Below are 16,001 nucleotides of genomic sequence, written 5' to 3'. Positions count from 1 at the left end.
TTTTAAGCTTAGTTAGGAAAAAACCGGGACGGCTCAAAAGCCTTGACAAATACTTCTGGCGATCGGCCCAAAATCATTTCTGTTACGGCTAATCCTGCTAAAAATGACATCACCATCCCATTTCCCGTAAAACCTGCTGCCATGTATTCCCCTGGACGATTGGGTACCTGTCCAATTAAAGGATTATGATCTTTGCTAAACGCCATAATTCCTGTCCATTCTTGTTCTACTTTGAGATCGCGTAAGTCGGGAAAACGATCGCTCAGGAATTCCTTCAATCCCTGGCTTACCGCCGGGTGAATTGTGGAATCGTCATCCGTATCGATTTCTCCAGTGGGAGATTTCCATCGCATTCCCCCCAGAAAAATTCGCCGGTCTGGACGTTGAATGCAGTATTCAAAGGTAGTGGAAAAACTAAAATCCCACATCGGAGGTGCAGGTTCAGTGACTAGCATTTGTCCGCGAACGGGAATGATGATGTCTTTGAGGAATGGGAGTAAATGTTTTGTCCAAGCATTAGTTGCATAGACAACATTTTGAGCTGCGATCGAACCGCGATTAGTTTTAACGATTATTTTGCCAGATGCTCGTTCGACCTGATGCACTTCCGTTTGAGTTTGAATATTTGTTCCCTGCTTCAGACATTCTCTAGCGATCGCCACCACTAATTTTGCAGGCCAAAGTTGACCCACATCAGGGAAAAATACACCCCCCAAGAAATCTGGGCTATGGATTTTTTCTGCACATTGCTCAGAGTTCCAGTATTCTCCTGATACACCGTACCGAGCTAGAGCCGATGCTGCTGACTGTACGGCTTCCAATTCATCAGGATCGAGTGCTAGCGTCACCATTCCTCGAATAGACAGATCGCAATCTACTTGATGATCGGCTACAAATTGCTTGATTGCCGCTGCATTTTTCTGAACATAATCTAGAATTGCCAGTGCAGTTTCAGTCCCATATTCTTTCAAAGCTACGGCAAAGTTTTTCTTAGTTCTGGGGTTAAAATGCCCGCCATTCCGTCCAGTCGCACCGCCACTAATTCCCCGTTGTTCTAGCAGCGTGACATTTAGTCCATGTTTGGTCAGCCAGTAAGCTGTGCTAACCCCTGTAATACCACCTCCAATCACAACAATATCTGTTTGGGTAGGTAGCTCAGGAGTAGTGTGCAAATCTTGATAGGGTAAATTAGTCAGCCAATAAGAGCGAGTAAGTTCCATAGTTTTAACTAAAATTCTTCATTTTGATTGCGTACCCTAGTATATAAAACTGCTGAAATTAAGATTTCAACCAAATTAGCGGCGAATACAAATCGTAATACATTAACTTTACTCTTGAAGGTTAAACGTGCTTGCTCGATCGATAGAATGTCTTAATTGTGCTGAGAGTTTCTCCACACAAGGTTTAGTCAAAATTGTATAGTGATTACCGGGCAAGTTATAAAGTTCCAATGGTTCGGTACTCAATGGATGCCAGCCTGATGCCGGATCTTGAAGACCGTCAGATAAACTTTCACTGGCTCGGAAAAGGGTGATTTTCTGGGAATAGATTTGGGGAACATAGCGTTGTATAGCTTGCAGATTGGTCTTGAAAACATCTAACAATGGATAAAACTGTACTGGCTCAATTTCCCCTGGTAAGACACCAGCGATTTGTGCTTGCTGCAAAATAAAATTTAACTGCTCTGATGAGGGTAGCGATCGCAGTAAGCTGTCCAATTCTAGAGAACGATCGCCTAATCCCAGGCTGAGATCTTTGGCGAATTGCAATAACAGATCAGTCTCATCTAACTGACTCAGGCTGTTGGTAAGAGAGTTTGGTGCCCAGCTATCTATTAACGCCAGCAAAGCCACTTCATCGCCCTGTCTTTGTAGCTGAATAGCCATTTCAAACGCTACAACTCCTCCCATTGACCAACCGCCTAAACAGTAAGGCCCACGCGGTTGAGCGGTGCGTATAGCTTCAATATAGCAAGCTGCCATCTCTTCAATGTTGGCATAAGGCCGATCTTGTCCGTCCAAACCCCTGGCTTGCAGTCCATAAAAGGGCCGATCTGCACCCAAATCACGAGCTAAATCAAGGTAACAGAGGACATTGCCACCCACCGGATGAACGCAGAAGAAAGGTTTTTGACCATTACCGGACTGAATTTCGACTAATGGAACCCAGGCGGTTTGAGTTTGTTGCTGACGACGAAGAACAGTTGCTAACTGCTCGATCGTTTGTTTTTGAAACAGTGTCGTCAGTGGTAATTGTTGTCCAAATTGCTTTTTAATTTCTGCCATCAAGCTGACAGCCAAAAGCGAGTGACCACCAAGTTCAAAAAAACTTTCCTTGACACCGATCGAACTTGTATTAAGCAGGCTTTCCCAGATTTTGACGAGTTGCAGTTCCCAGGTGTCACGGGGCGCAACAAAGCCATTTTCAAGTTCGCTGAAAGCAGCTAGTTCAGGGTCAGGCAAAGCACGACGGTCTACTTTGCCAGTGGGAGTAAGGGGCAGTGCGTCTAGCAGCAGAAAACGGGATGGCACCATGTAGTCTGGTAACTGTTCCGCCAGGAAAGCGCGGAGGTTGCCCGGAGTTGGTGCCGGTTGGTGGGTCACAAGGTAGGCAACCAAGTGCTTGTCGCCATTTCTGTCTTCTCTGTCAACCACCACCACCTGTTCTACAGCAGGATGTTGGGAAAGAAAGGCTTCTATTTCTCCTAATTCAATGCGAAAGCCGCGAATTTTCACTTGATGATCGATGCGACCAAGGTAATCAAGATTGCTGTCGCTTAGGTAGCGGACAATATCCCCGGTTTTATATAGCCGATCGCTAACATTGTGGCTAAATTGGTTCTGGATAAATTTCTCCGCCGTTAAAACGGGACGATTGAGGTAGCCCCGCGCCAGTCCATCACCGCCCAGGTAAAGTTCCCCTGGAACACCAATGGGCACCAGTTGCAAGTGGGCATCTAAGATAAAACACTGGGTATTTAATAGGGGGCGACCAATGGGGGGAATAGCATCATATCCTTTGGGAATTAAGGCAAAGGTAGAGTACGTGGTGTCTTCGGAAGGCCCGTAGAGGTTGAAGACTTTTTCAATGTGCGGTAACTGATAAAGCTGTTGGACTAAACGATTAGATAAGGCTTCACCCGCTAGGTTGATGGTGCGAACGGAAGTGGGGATGCCTCCTATTTTGAATAGTTGAGCGATCGCACTGGGAACGGTATTAATTAGTGTTACTTTATCTGCTGCTTTTAAGCTGGGAAGATGCAGCGCATTTTCGGCTAAAATTACGGTTCCTCCCCAGCTAAGGGGTACAAATAATTCAAAAACGGAGAGATCGAAGCAAATAGAGGTTGCTGCTAGAACTCCTGCCATTTCTGCTGGGGTAAATACTGTCTTTGCCCACTGGAGCAGGGTGACAGCGCTATGATGCTCGATGCAAACGCCTTTGGGTCTGCCTGTAGAACCTGATGTATAGATAAGATATGCTAAGTTAGATGCAATTGGCTGGGAGAACTGGTAATTTTGACGGGATTTAGTCCGATCTTTCTCTGTAGTTTCCCAATTATCTAAACATATTATTTTAGCTGGTTTTTTTGGTAATATTTTCAATAATTTGCTTTCAGTTAATAGCAGTGAAATATTAGCATCTTCTAAGATCAAATTTAATCTTTCGGGCGGATAAGCAGGGTCTAAGGGAATATATGCTCCGCCAGCTTTCAGAATTGCCAATATTCCGACGACCATGATTAGCGATCGCTCAACACAAATTCCCACTAAAAATTCTGGTTTGACACCGATTTCTTGCAGGTAATTAGCTAAGCGATCGGCCTGTTCATTCAGTTCTCTATAAGTTATTTCTTCATCTGCACAAATAACGGCTACAGCATCCGGTGTTCGTTCCACTTGGGCAGCAAACAACTGATGAATACACTCTATTTTTGGCGTTTCAATTTGAGTGTTATTCCATTCCACGATTAACTGATGCTGTTCTGCTGGTGTCAGCATCGGTAGAGAGTAAATTGGCCGATCTGGATCGCTGACAATACCCTCTAGTAAGATTTGGAAATGTTCTGCCATCTTTGCTATGGTGGCAACATCAAACAATTTGGTGTTGTATTCCCACAGCCCCATTAACCCTTGAGGAGTGTACTCTAACAATAAAGTCAAATCAAACTTAGCAGTTTGGTTTTCTACTTCTATTGTACTGACGGTTAAGTTTCTAATTTCCCAAGTGGGTATAGCAGTATTTTGTAAGACAAACATCACCTGAAACAGTGGTGATTTGCTAATATCTCGGTTGGGATGTAGTTCTTCGACGAGCTTTTCAAAAGGTAAATCTTGATGAGTATATGCCTCTAAAGCTACGTCTCGAATTCGACCTAGCAATTCCCTAAAATTTGGGTTTCCCGATAGGTCAGTTCGCAGTACCAAAGTATTGACGAAGCATCCAATTAACCCTGATATTTCCCGTCTGTTACGGTTTGCAATGGGCGAACCAACCAGAATATCTTTTTGCCCTGTATAGCGATAAAGCAAAGTTTTAAATGCTGCCAGCAAAGTCATAAATAAAGTGACATTTTCCGACTGGCTTAAAGCATCAAGGCGATCGAGAAGTTGTTTGGGTAGCGCTAAATGATAACGCGCACCTTGGTAAGTTTGAATTGGCGATGTTTGGCGACAAGCGGCTTCGCGTATACGGGGAGAAATTGTAGGCAGATTTAATACGGGAAGGCTACCATTTAGTTGTTGCTTCCAATAGTCAATCTGGGACTGTAATATTTTGCCTTGTAGCCACTCACGCTGCCAGTGGGCAAAATCGGCATATTGGATGGGCAGTTCGGGTAGGGGTGATGGTTGGCGATCGCAGAAGCTGTTGTAAAGTGTTGATAATTCTTGGATGAATATGCCTTGAGACCAGCCATCATAAACGATATGATGAACTGTTACCATCAGGGCATATTCTGCTTCGTCTAAGCGCAGAAGTTTGAATCGCAGTAAGGGATCTTGTTCGAGGTTAAAAGGCTGCTGGGCTTCTGCTATAACTTGCGATCGAACTTCTGCCTCCCGCAGATCGGGCGCAATTTTTTGGATATCTATGACGGGTAATGATATAGGATGATAAGGGGAAATCTTCTGAAGTGGCTGTCCGTTGACGATCGAAAAATTAGTTCGCAAAACTTCATGCCGTCGTCTAATTTCGTTTAAACTCTGCTCTAATGCAGCTATATTCAGGGAACCTTTTAAGCGGAGAAAAGCTGCATACTCATTATAGACAGAACTGTTTGGGTTTAATTGATTGACTAACCAGAAACGCTGTTGGGCAAAGGAGAGAGGCAGATATCCCTCTCTGTTTATTTCTCGCAGAGTAGGGCCTTGGCGCGATGAATTCAAGACATCGCGAAAAGCATTCCAAAGTTTTTTTTGAGCTTGTTCTGAATTGAATTGCATAATATGTCTATTAATGTCTAGTCCTTCTTGCTCCCTTTCCGAACATTTACTTCTTACAGCTTAATGCTAATAATCGATCGGCATATTGCTGTGGATAGTTAATTAACCGATTTTTATTGAGGAGATTTTGGTGAAGCTGTTCCAGTATTTCCAAGGAATAGTTCATTTTTTTCCACTTTTCGTAAGAAATTCCATAGCCTAAATATTCCCAGATGGCCGCATTTTTTTCCTCGGCATAACCGTAAGCTTCCAGTAATATAATTGGTGTTGCCGATGCCAGTGAATCGATCAGAGTACCGCCACCTGGTTTACTAATTATGGCTTTACTTTGCTTCACCAAGTCGTGGAAAAGATGATGTTCTTCTTTGGTTTGAAAATTCTTATTATTTAAATCGCTTACTTCGCCAAACGGAGGAAATTCATGCTGATTATTTTGGTTCTTAATCCAGGGAGACCAATCTGGGTCTACCATAAAATATCTATTTCCTGAGTTTTTCCGCTCTGTTTCTTCAGGATAATAGGCAACTATATCTAATAATATTCCTTGGGCTTCTAACTCGGCAATTCTACTTTGATATGTGCCGATTCCCCAGCCACCACCATGAATCACAAATCGATTTTTTCTGTCCGCATAAGGGATAGGTGGTTGATTTGTCACCGGGATTTCGTGGATTAGTTTCTTTTGCTCCCAATTCCACAGCCAAATTTCATTGTAATTTTGATTAATGCTCTTGTTTATCTTAAATGTTGCTGATATATCGGCATCAATTCGACAAGCATCTACATTCAATTTTTTAGGAGCAATTTGTTCTCTATATTTTTCTAAAATCGGCATCCATAATCCAGACCAAACGATAAATTTTAGCCGATTTTCTGCTTGCCAATTCTCCAAAAGATTGTTGACTAAATTATCATCCAAACTGGCGGAAATATCTTTAGTCATTTTATGTCCCATTAAAGCCACAGAGAAATTGGTATGATAAGCTTTTTTATAAGCTTTTAATTTTTCTCTACTATCGTCAGTGTAATAATTTTCTAAAACCATTACATCTGAATCGAGGTTCAGCTTTCTTAGCTGATAATTAACAAGTAAGGCTGGAATATAAACCCCTAACGCGACCCCAGAACCTAAAATTGTAATTTTTTCACTTTCACAATTGAGCATTTCGTCACCTTGATTTGAGGATCTTAATCCAAACGTTCCATCCTAGACAAAAACTCACTAAATGCTGAAATTGATTTCAAATAGGAAAAATCTAGTTGCTCGAAATCGATCTCTATTTTCAATTTTTCTTCGATTTTCAGCATGAAATTTATCATTTCTAGAGAATCTAATTTCACATCATCGATAATGTCCGATGAATCAGAAAGGTTTTCCGACAGTCCAGGGACATTTTTTACTTCTTCTAAAAGAGCTTTAATTTGGTCGATCATAGTCTATTTTTCCTTACTGCAACCCCAATTCCCATGTATGAAGGTTCGATTTCTTCATATCGATCGGTGTATTCCGAACAATCATATTCTCCCATATTTTTTACCTCTTCCCAAACTTTTTTTACGCCTGGGTAGTTGACATTTGCAATGTCATGGAAACCAATAATGTTGGCTTTTTCTCGAATTGAGAAAAACTCTTGGCGGCATTGAACTTCTTCATGGAACGAATCAATCAATACCAGGTCGAATTTTACGTAGCGATCGAGCATTTGCTGGAATTGATCTGACTGAGTATTGATTTGAGCAAATTCAGCGTTCGGGTTCATTTTGTGGTATTCCAGTAATGATGGACAGGGAATAATGTCCACGCCAACGGCATACTCGATCGGGTTAAAGTTCTGCAAATATTCTACTGTGGTAACAAATGTTCCGCCATGACGAACGCCGAGTTCTAAGTAGGAAGTAATATTGAGTTTTGAGAGATCCACTAAATATTTACTAAATTGAACAGGATACTGCCATATTCGCAACCCTTGACCACAGTAGGGGTGTAAGCTTTCCGGAAATTCTTCTAGTCCTTCATCGTTAAGACCAAGGCTAAGCATTAGCGATTCTACGTTAGCAGGATTGGACAGATAGTCGCTGTCTTGGTCACGAATTAAAGTTACTCTTTCTAAATCGATAGGTATAGTGTTTAACTTTTTTAATTTTTTCCAGCCCTGATTTACAAATTTTAATCTTAAATTAGTATCATTCATCTTCCATCACCTTAGTGTTAACCTTGTCTCCTAGTTCAGCGATCGCCGTACTTCGACACGAGTACCGGGACTTAGACAAAATTCATCTTGAAAACAGGCTCAAACCCAGTCAGTAAGACGAATTAAGGTCAATTTGACTTTTTCGTTGCTCCGACTAGGTTTGAGTACAATTTACCGCGAACGAGCTAAATCCCTTTCCCAGAGAGATAGAAGCCAATTTGAGCCCAGAATGGCTCACCCGTACTTGTGATGATAACACAATCTTATAATCTAACTGCATCAGGATTTTCAGCCTTCAGTGTCCAGCAAAAATGTATAAGCAGCTACTTTAAACACCAAACATCCGGAAGAACCTGGAGATTTAAGTCCTTACCCTCACAAAAGATTATTTTAATTCTCAAAAAATTATTTTAATTCTTTAAACTTTTTTTGTCAATCTTACCATTTATCGTTTTGGGCAGATCATGCTTAACTTCGATGTGCTTGGGTACCATAAATTTTTCTAAATACTTTGAGCAATGTTCAAAAATATTTTTTTCTGTTAAATTTGAGCCTTTCTTCAATACCAAAGTTGCTTTAATCGCTTGACCTAAAATTTCATCCTCAACACCGTATACAGCCGCTTCATCTATCCCTTCCAATTGATACAGAACATTTTCAATTTCTTTGGGACTTACTCTCTCTCCAGAGGTCTTAATCATATCATCTTTTCGCCCGACGAAATAAAGATACATATCCTCATCCATTTTAAATAAATCCCCCGTATACAAAACCTTCTCATTTACTCTATCTATTTTTAAAACCTTAGCGGTTTCTTTAGGTAAATTCCAGTAACCTTGCATCACATTTGGTCCCTTAACCACGAGTTCCCCTATTTCGCCAGGTTTATTTATCTTGTTACCATCTTCGCTGACCAGATAAACCTCTACATTAGGCATTGCTTTTCCTACTGACTTGGGTTTTATCAGCAGTTCGTCGGGAGGAAGATAAGATACTCTTTTACACTCTGTAAGACCGTACATAGAGTAAATCCTAGCTTGAGGAAATAATTCATTGAGTTGAAAAATATGCTTAGTTGGCAGAGCCTGTCCGGTATTAGTGATGTACCTTACACTAGAAAAATCATATTTTTGCAAATTCTTAAATTTTAACATTAAGCCTATAATTGTCGGTATCAGAGGCAACCCACTTACTTGTTCATGTTTGACTAACCCAATAAGTTGATGAGGAGAAATAAATGACTTTTCAAGAACTACAGTTCCGCCAAAATAAAAGGGCATTAATATGTTATAAAGCCCATAGTCAAATGATAAAGGTAGAACGTTGATAATAATATCCTCAGCAGTATTTTCTAAATATTCAATTATGGATTCAGCCGCAGAAACCATGTTGGAGTGCGTCAGCATGACTCCTTTGGGATTACCTGTAGAACCTGATGTATAGTTAATGCTGCATAAGTCACTGTCGCTACACGCATCATCGGGGCAGCTATTTGGAAATTTTTCTATCAGATCCCAAAAGAAAAATGTTTTTACATCTTGAATGATAGGTTCTATTTGATAAAAAAATTTTTCTTCAACAAGAAGTAATAACTTGAGAAAGGAAAGATTAGTGAAATCTTCTAAACAACTAAATATAAAACTTTTGCGAGTAATTAAAACCTTCACCTGGCAGTCGTTTAATATGTACTCCAATCTTCTGGCTTTAGTCTGGGGACTTATAATAGTAAATATACAACCTGCCTTCAAAATCCCAAAAATGGAAATTACAACTTCTACAGAGTTCTCTAAGTAAATAGCAATTCGGTCTAGTTTTTGCAAGCCTGCTGCTTTTATGGAATTAGCAAGACAATTAGAGTAAATTTCAATTTCTGCAAATGTTAGTCTTCGCCCATCACAGATTAAAGCTTCCTTATTAGGCAAATATTCAGCGCTTTTTTGTAAAAAATGGTGTACTTGCATAGGTTGTTTTTGGTTAATATAGTCTTGCGTTACTCAGATATTACACCTTATTAGCCACAGACTGGAAGTCGGGAGCTACACAGATACAGCCTACCTCTACAGGCTTTAAAACCGTTCCTTTATTTTCAATTAGTCCGCGCAGCTAGACTTGGTTTTTATAACCGCGATTTCTAATCGCCAAGGCTCGGTGCCATATCTGAGGTTAAGGATTTTACCCACCATATATCTCTCTGAGTTTGCGCTCCATTCCTTCTATCATCTCAGGAGAGTGTAATCGTAGCATCAACAACCACACAATACCCACAGATAGGAATATCAAGAACAGGTAGGGGAAAACAAAGATGAATCAAATGCCACGGGAATACAAAAGATTGCACTTTGCACAGACAGGCATCAAGCCTTCTCGATCGATTGTTTCTCGAACTTTTGTAAATTTGCAACCCTGCCAAACTTCACCAACACTTTCTTCTTTGAGGTCTCCAACTGATAATTCAGGGAAAAATTTACAGGAAACTACTTCCCCATTTGGAAAAATATCCATTCGGTTTTTAATGGACAAACATTTAGTTTTGTTCTGAGCAGGTTTATCGCTGCCTAAAACAAATTCTTTAACTTCATCAGGATCTAGAGCTGGGTTATAGCGTAATTTAAGTGCCCAAGTCCTTTGATTAACTCTATTCAGTTCCTCAATTAGTCGCTCGGAAGCATCGGGATTGAGTCTATATTTATAAGCGTGCCAGCTAGGTATGGCAGTTTCTTGCTCGGTGCAAAGCCAGTTAAAGTGTTTTGTATAGTATCGATCCATCTTAGCTGAAGTCTCGTCAGACAAATACCAGAGTAGGCTGAGATAAACTGTATCGACTTTTTTTGATTCAAAAAACTCTATCAACTCATAAGTTCTGGATACCATCCTATCGGTGATAACAAAATTTACAGCAACTTCCCCTTTATAATTACCAGCCTCTTTTTGCTCTAGTAAAAGGTCGAGTCCTTCGATCGCTTTTTCGTAATTACCTTTGCCCCTGATGGCATCGTGTTCGTCTTTAAACCCTTCTATAGCAATTAAAATCTCAAAACAATCTGACACCTTCAGAATAGAATTTAGGTTCTTCTTGATACCTATTCCGTTAGTACACATGGATGTCCAACGAGGATCTTTTTCAAGTAAATCGACTAACTTATCCCAATCTCTGTAAATCAGTGGTTCGCCACCCCACAGATAAACATTGGACTTTACTTCATGGGTTTGTGCAAATACTTTCTCAACTATGGAAAAGTCTAAATCCCGATTTTGCTCTATTCTTTCTAGCTCGTGGTGATGACCATCTTCATTCCATTGATAGCAATGTTTACATCTTAAATTGCAGCGATTCGTTAGTTTAAAAGCAATTTCTTCTGGTAGCGCCCGAGTGCGATAATCTTCGTTCTGATTTTTTTCTCGACGAGCTGCCAATAGATTAGGCATTATTCGCTTCATTTTTTCAAAAGCAAGTTTATCGAACTGAACATCTGATTGGGGTTTCATTGAACGAATCCTTTAATTCAATTGTAAAATTATGTGGATTTGCTAAGGTGAGTTTTCCCTTGCTAAGAGTTAGTGAGTAGCGATCGCTGCCAACAGTCGCTTACACTGTTGACTATTAGGAAATCATGGCTCTTAGCTAGCTTGTACATTTAGTTCATATCCTCGTTTAGTTTTGATAGCGACACGCGAACAAAAAGCGGAACTACTCACAGCAGAAAGTAGGACTTGTTAAAAACCAGGTAAATGGCGAACCAACGAAGCTGAGGTACTGATAAGAGTATAACCACACAACATAGTATATATTAAGTAGTCGGACAAAAGTAATCGACAGCGTATTAACTTTTGTTAAGACTGGGCTATCTGACACTTTAAAATTGGTTAATAAACTCTTTTATGAATGATTTTCCGACTCTTTTTCAGGCTCAATTAGTGACAAATTTGGTTGTTGCCTACTGTTATTCTCTCCCCGAAGTGACAAAAGAGGGATAAGTCCAAGCTCGATGCTCGCTGTGGAACCAACGATCGTCACAGCGAGTATCGACATCTTTGCTGGCTGCTTCATCGCCAACAGGATGGCAAGGCGCGCGATCGCGTTGGGCATTACCAGCTAATGCTCAACTGCACCAACTGGCTTGCGTCGTACAATGCTCCGATGCCGAGTACCCAAGGCAAACCTGTACACCAAGTAGCTCGCTCCTGGCTTCGAGAGCTAGGAGCGATCGCACTGTTCTATGAAAGTCCAAACTGCCCCATCAAACTTTCTTGCCTTGGCTGCCAGTGTGTGCGTGAGCACACACTGCGCGATACCCAGCTTTTATAATCCCAATTAGCCCTTGGCTGTTATCGTGTGCGATCGCGCCAGTCCTGCCCACCAACAATTCCTATCATAGTCTTGCAAAAACCATAAATTTGCAAAGAGTGCTCATTTTTACCCCCTATAACGTCTATTTGACATGGCTTGCTATGCGACTACCCTACATATTACGAGGATTGAGGAGGATTTAGAAGGGTCTAAAATACAAAAAATCGCGTCAAAAGCAACAATTCTTTACAAAAAATGATAAGTATTTATAATCACTGCGAGGCTAAAAGTAGGAATTACGAGATGTAATGAGTAATAATTGTGCTGTTTTCTCCTCTTTTTTCCTCGCAATTTTTAGCTAAAAATTGTGAATGAGTAAGTGCGAGTTTTCTGCATTGGTTTGGTCATCAAAGTGTACTTGGATCGATCAGGTTAATGGGGAGCCAGTGGTAACGACTTGCAGGCTGATTCGGATATTCGAGTAAGGGCAGCGGAGTCAAGTCGCTAGTTGCAGTTTTTAAAGTCAAGACAATTCAAATGACCACAAAGAATTGGCTTTGAATCGATCGAAGCAGCTATCGCCACAAACACCTAAAAACTAGAGATGGAGTGTCAAGGGGCTTATTTTTACCCGATATTCAACTGTCCCAATCAATGCCACTGATGCGATGTTAGCCAAGTGTCTCAAAAGGCTTGGTTTTAACCGATCTCCAACTGTGCCGATTGCTCATACTATTGTGGCGGCTTTTCCTTTGACTACAAATTTCACTGGCTTGCCGAAGTAACGGTTAGAGCATTCTGGCAGCCCAAAAATATTGAGGCACTTCGCTTTTTTTTGTACTAAAGTGCGGTAGCACTGCATTCAATAAAGCCAAACAAACTGAACTGCAACTCAAGAAGAGAAAAACGCTACCGCCTTTGTCCGATACATTAATATGCAATAGCTGAATGGCTAATAACGAGGCGGCAATTTTTTAGGCAACCTTAACAGTATTTTCGATTAGTTCTGCTTGCTCAATTGTAAAAGTACACCTTGCTATAAATGAGACAAGTTACAAGCTTGTCTCTGCTACAATTCCTAGAATTGGGAGTGTAGAGTTGGCTGTTAAATTGTTAAATAAGTCTTAAGCGTACCGGGACAGGAAAAAACCTCAAAATTAACTTTTTAGGGCTGAGTTTTCGTGAGTTTTTGGCTGTTTTTCGCTGTTTTTTATGAGAATGTGCGAGTAAACTTGTACTCGCCTCAGCTTAATTGTTAGCTAAATTTGGGTGCTTGTTAGCAACAAAAACCGCATGAGAACTCAAACTTATGCAGATAGGAAGCTTGCACAAAAAGCAGGAAAGGGCAGTAGCAATAGCAATGTTGAACGATATATTTATACCAAAATATAAAAAACTTCTCTAATAAAGAGGAGCGTTTGTATGGTAGAGCCACAACACGATCAGTATTGAACAAAAATTCAATGAGACGAACGATCGCCCTCACAGTTTTAGTAGAATTAGCAGGCTCAACAAATACTTTTCGATGCAGTATTCCAACGGATAACCTGAATATTGACTCTTAGTGGTTGGGTAGAGCCTGTTTGTTTATGCTCTTTTCAGCTATAGTTACTGCTAGAACTACTATCGGGTAAGCTTTGATTCCAATTCCTGCGATCGCGCCAACTGAAACGAGCGCCAATGGTAAGGTTAGATCTACAGGCCAGCAGTTACACCGATTTCCTGCGATCGCACCAACTGAAACGAGCGCCAATGACTACCCGCAAATGCGGGGGAGCGAATAGGGAAAACTATTAGGTCAAATTGACCGGCAATCAATGCCAATCACTCGCGATCGCACCAACTGAAGCGATCGCCAATAGCTACAGGTTTGTGCAAGCAGCGGCTCTATTATTTATGAGCTTGCTGTTTTGATACTGAACTATAACGAAATCGCGCTAACCCGTGTTTTCCCATGCCACTTTCCAGCAAAATCTGCAAGGTGCAAACAAGCGATCGCCCTACCAATAGAAACAAGTATATATTGTAGAGACTGATTTTCTTGATTGAGCAGAAATTATCCTCAAATCTCAACTAAGAACCGATATCCACCTCACCTCGAAACCAGAAGTAAGGTGTAGCAATAGCAATGTTCAGAGATATATTTATACTGCTAAAGAAATTAATCGCCAAATGGATGAAGTGGATGGTGCGATCGCTCCTACAACCACTTTCTCAGCACAAGCGATCGCTGTACTCCCGAAATAACTCACGCCCTTCAACAAGCGCCGAACATTAAATTAAAGTCGCCACATCTCGATTATTCGCTATTCGCGAATGTAGAATAAAGGAAAGAAAGCGATGCCTTTGGCTGGCGGAGCCTACCCATAAAGCTATGCTCAAACCGCAAGATATCGTTACCATACTCAAAGTCCACAGTTGGGAAAAAGCAACCTGGACTTACAGCACCCTCGCTCAAAGCTTAGGTATGAGTGCCTCAGAAGTTCATAGTGCGCTCTCTCGATGTGCAGCAGCAGGCCTCTATGATAGTGAGAATCGCAGGATTTTGACCCAAGCACTACTAGAATTCGTAGTTCACGGGCTGCGCTATGTATTCTATGCCCAACCCGGCCCCTTAAGTCGGGGACTGCCAACGGCGCATTCGGCTGAGCCGTTGAAAAGCAAGCTAATTGCCTCACCGTCTGAGGTTTATGTCTGGCCTGACCCTCAAGGTGTCGTCAGAGGGCAGGCGATCGCACCCCTGTACCGTTCAGTCCCCCAAGCGGCTAAAAACGATCCAGAACTTTACGCCTTGCTTAGCCTGATTGATGCGCTGAGAGTAGGTCGAGTGCGAGAACAGCGTTTGGCGGTTAGCGAACTTGAAAACAGGCTCGTTACCCTATCAATACTTCGGACAGTTTTTAAGCGGCCAAAGTACCATAGGACAGGAGTTCAGGAAAGTTAGGGTGATTTAAAATCAAATTTGGGTCTAAATCTAACTTAGAGATAAATGTTGAAAGCAGATGCCGATTGAGTTGCAGACGTTTATAAGCAGCCATAGAAAACACAAAAGGCTGGCTTGATAAGTGACAATTATAAGCCTGATATTTGGCTAAGTTAAGAGAAGTTAAACTAGCATTAAAATGAAAATCAAGCCGTTGGGGATGAGGAGATTGACAATCAGATAAACCCGTAAATTGTTTGGCATCACGAAACACAAACTCTATCTGAAAACGCGCCTGATAATATTCAATAATTTGTTCAGGCGATAGATGAATATCAGTGCTAAAGAATAAGGCATTTTTGAGTTTACCGTTGGCTTGAACTTCAGAAATACAAGCCAAACAAATTTGGCAATTTAAACAACAACTCCACACAACTAATGTAGAAAGTGTAACGCCCGGTTTTATTTCTTTAACAAAATTCAGGCGACTTAAATCGAGACCGTCAAATTTACCGTCATATTTCCGAGGTGCGCCCCGTTTCTTTTGTTCACCTGTATAAAGATAACGGAGGTTAGCATCAACTCTTAAAGATAAATGTGTCTCAACTTCAACAATAGAAATCACAGAAATTCCCAATCCCTGTTCAGCTCTGTGCGAGCAATGCCATTATAAAAATAAGCTTTACCCTCAGTTTTTTTGCCACTTTTTTTTAAGAAAGAACAATCAATGACAGCAATAATTGTCGGCTCAGGATTCAAGGCTTGTTGGAGAAAGTATTGATTAAATTGTGGAAAGTTAAAATGTTTAAGAAAGTGACGACGATAAGTTTTTTCACTTAAAGAACTATAACGGCTAAGATTCGTGAAGTTGACCTTACCATAGTTGAGTAATGCAATTGATGCCCTAGAAGACTCAAACCAAGGGCTATGCAGAGATTGCCAATCAAATTATAGTTGTAACTGAGTTATCAGCAGACCAGAAACAGGTAATAATTGGGATTAAAGATAATGGAATTGGTGTGAGTGCCGAGGTGCAATCTAAAATTTTTGACCATTTATTTACGACTAAGGGAGTAGGAAAAGGGACAGGGTTAGGACTCGCGATCGCGCGTCAAATTGTTGAGGAAAAACATGGCGGTTCCCTGAAGGTTAAC

Annotated in this window: 11 protein-coding genes and 1 pseudogene; 4 read left to right on the top strand and 8 right to left on the bottom strand. The window is 41.0% G+C overall.

What is annotated here, in order from left to right:
• Window positions 1-8: 8 nt before the first annotated feature.
• From PN499_RS18370 to PN499_RS18340, 7 genes are all read right to left on the bottom strand, one after another.
• Complete coding sequence (locus PN499_RS18370) at window positions 9-1,220, bottom strand: NAD(P)/FAD-dependent oxidoreductase (RefSeq protein WP_272033544.1); 1,212 nt, start codon at window positions 1,218-1,220, stop codon at window positions 9-11.
• Window positions 1,221-1,328: 108 nt separating this feature from the next.
• A complete protein-coding gene (locus PN499_RS18365) occupies window positions 1,329-5,444 on the bottom strand; it encodes a non-ribosomal peptide synthetase (protein WP_272033542.1) in 4,116 nt (1,371 codons plus the stop codon).
• 46 nt (window positions 5,445-5,490) lie between these two features.
• On the bottom strand, window positions 5,491-6,609 hold the full coding sequence (locus PN499_RS18360; protein WP_272033541.1) for a hypothetical protein: 1,119 nt from the start codon (window positions 6,607-6,609) through the stop codon (window positions 5,491-5,493).
• A 23-nt stretch (window positions 6,610-6,632) separates the two neighbouring features.
• Entirely contained in the window at window positions 6,633-6,878 is a 246-nt protein-coding gene (locus PN499_RS18355; protein ID WP_272033540.1) for a phosphopantetheine-binding protein, read from the bottom strand.
• Window positions 6,875-7,636 carry a class I SAM-dependent methyltransferase gene (locus tag PN499_RS18350; protein ID WP_272033539.1) on the bottom strand — a complete coding sequence of 254 codons (762 nt, stop codon included), beginning with the start codon at window positions 7,634-7,636 and terminating at the stop codon, window positions 6,875-6,877. Before PN499_RS18350 ends, PN499_RS18355 begins: the two co-directional genes overlap by 4 nt.
• A 410-nt stretch (window positions 7,637-8,046) precedes the next feature.
• A complete protein-coding gene (locus PN499_RS18345) occupies window positions 8,047-9,597 on the bottom strand; it encodes a class I adenylate-forming enzyme family protein (RefSeq protein ID WP_272033538.1) in 1,551 nt (516 codons plus the stop codon).
• Between the two features lie 346 nt (window positions 9,598-9,943).
• Window positions 9,944-11,122, bottom strand: a complete 1,179-nt coding sequence (locus PN499_RS18340) for a radical SAM protein (protein ID WP_272033537.1) — start codon at window positions 11,120-11,122, stop codon at window positions 9,944-9,946.
• A 546-nt stretch (window positions 11,123-11,668) separates the two neighbouring features.
• On the opposite strand from PN499_RS18340, the gene PN499_RS18335 reads away from it, so the two are divergent.
• From PN499_RS18335 to PN499_RS18325, 3 genes are all read left to right on the top strand, one after another.
• Window positions 11,669-11,857, top strand: coding sequence for a hypothetical protein (locus PN499_RS18335; protein WP_272033536.1), 189 nt, complete (start codon window positions 11,669-11,671; stop codon window positions 11,855-11,857).
• A gap of 1,704 nt (window positions 11,858-13,561) precedes the next feature.
• Window positions 13,562-13,708 (top strand): hypothetical protein, encoded by a 147-nt coding sequence (locus tag PN499_RS18330; RefSeq protein WP_272033535.1) that lies wholly within the window; start codon window positions 13,562-13,564, stop codon window positions 13,706-13,708.
• Between the two features lie 590 nt (window positions 13,709-14,298).
• The gene (locus PN499_RS18325; protein WP_272033534.1) at window positions 14,299-14,868 is read left to right on the top strand and encodes a hypothetical protein; all 570 of its coding nucleotides are present in this window, start codon (window positions 14,299-14,301) and stop codon (window positions 14,866-14,868) included.
• Here PN499_RS18325 and PN499_RS18320 read toward each other — a convergent pair.
• Window positions 14,825-15,472 (bottom strand): transposase, encoded by a 648-nt coding sequence (locus tag PN499_RS18320; RefSeq protein ID WP_272033533.1) that lies wholly within the window; start codon window positions 15,470-15,472, stop codon window positions 14,825-14,827. The genes PN499_RS18325 and PN499_RS18320 overlap by 44 nt on opposite strands.
• 258 nt (window positions 15,473-15,730) lie before the next feature.
• Here PN499_RS18320 and PN499_RS29590 point away from each other — a divergent pair.
• A pseudogene (locus PN499_RS29590) lies at window positions 15,731-16,001 on the top strand (sensor histidine kinase); the annotation flags it as partial.

Origin of the sequence: Kamptonema animale CS-326, from assembly GCF_028330895.1 — a bacterium.
Lineage (GTDB): Bacteria > Cyanobacteriota > Cyanobacteriia > Cyanobacteriales > Microcoleaceae > Kamptonema > Kamptonema formosum.
This window is presented reverse-complemented; position numbering and strand designations above follow the sequence as displayed.

Excerpts from the sequence above, each read along its gene's own strand:
- PN499_RS18350 (WP_272033539.1), bottom strand. The coding sequence starts at position 7,636 with ATGAATGATACTAATTTAAGATTAAAATTTGTAAATCAGGGCTGGAAA.
- PN499_RS18370 (WP_272033544.1), bottom strand. The coding sequence starts at position 1,220 with ATGGAACTTACTCGCTCTTATTGGCTGACTAATTTACCCTATCAAGAT.
- PN499_RS18340 (WP_272033537.1), bottom strand. The coding sequence starts at position 11,122 with ATGAAACCCCAATCAGATGTTCAGTTCGATAAACTTGCTTTTGAAAAA.
- PN499_RS18365 (WP_272033542.1), bottom strand. The coding sequence starts at position 5,444 with ATGCAATTCAATTCAGAACAAGCTCAAAAAAAACTTTGGAATGCTTTT.
- PN499_RS18345 (WP_272033538.1), bottom strand. The coding sequence starts at position 9,597 with ATGCAAGTACACCATTTTTTACAAAAAAGCGCTGAATATTTGCCTAAT.
- PN499_RS18355 (WP_272033540.1), bottom strand. The coding sequence starts at position 6,878 with ATGATCGACCAAATTAAAGCTCTTTTAGAAGAAGTAAAAAATGTCCCT.
- PN499_RS18325 (WP_272033534.1), top strand. The coding sequence starts at position 14,299 with ATGCTCAAACCGCAAGATATCGTTACCATACTCAAAGTCCACAGTTGG.
- PN499_RS18360 (WP_272033541.1), bottom strand. The coding sequence starts at position 6,609 with ATGCTCAATTGTGAAAGTGAAAAAATTACAATTTTAGGTTCTGGGGTC.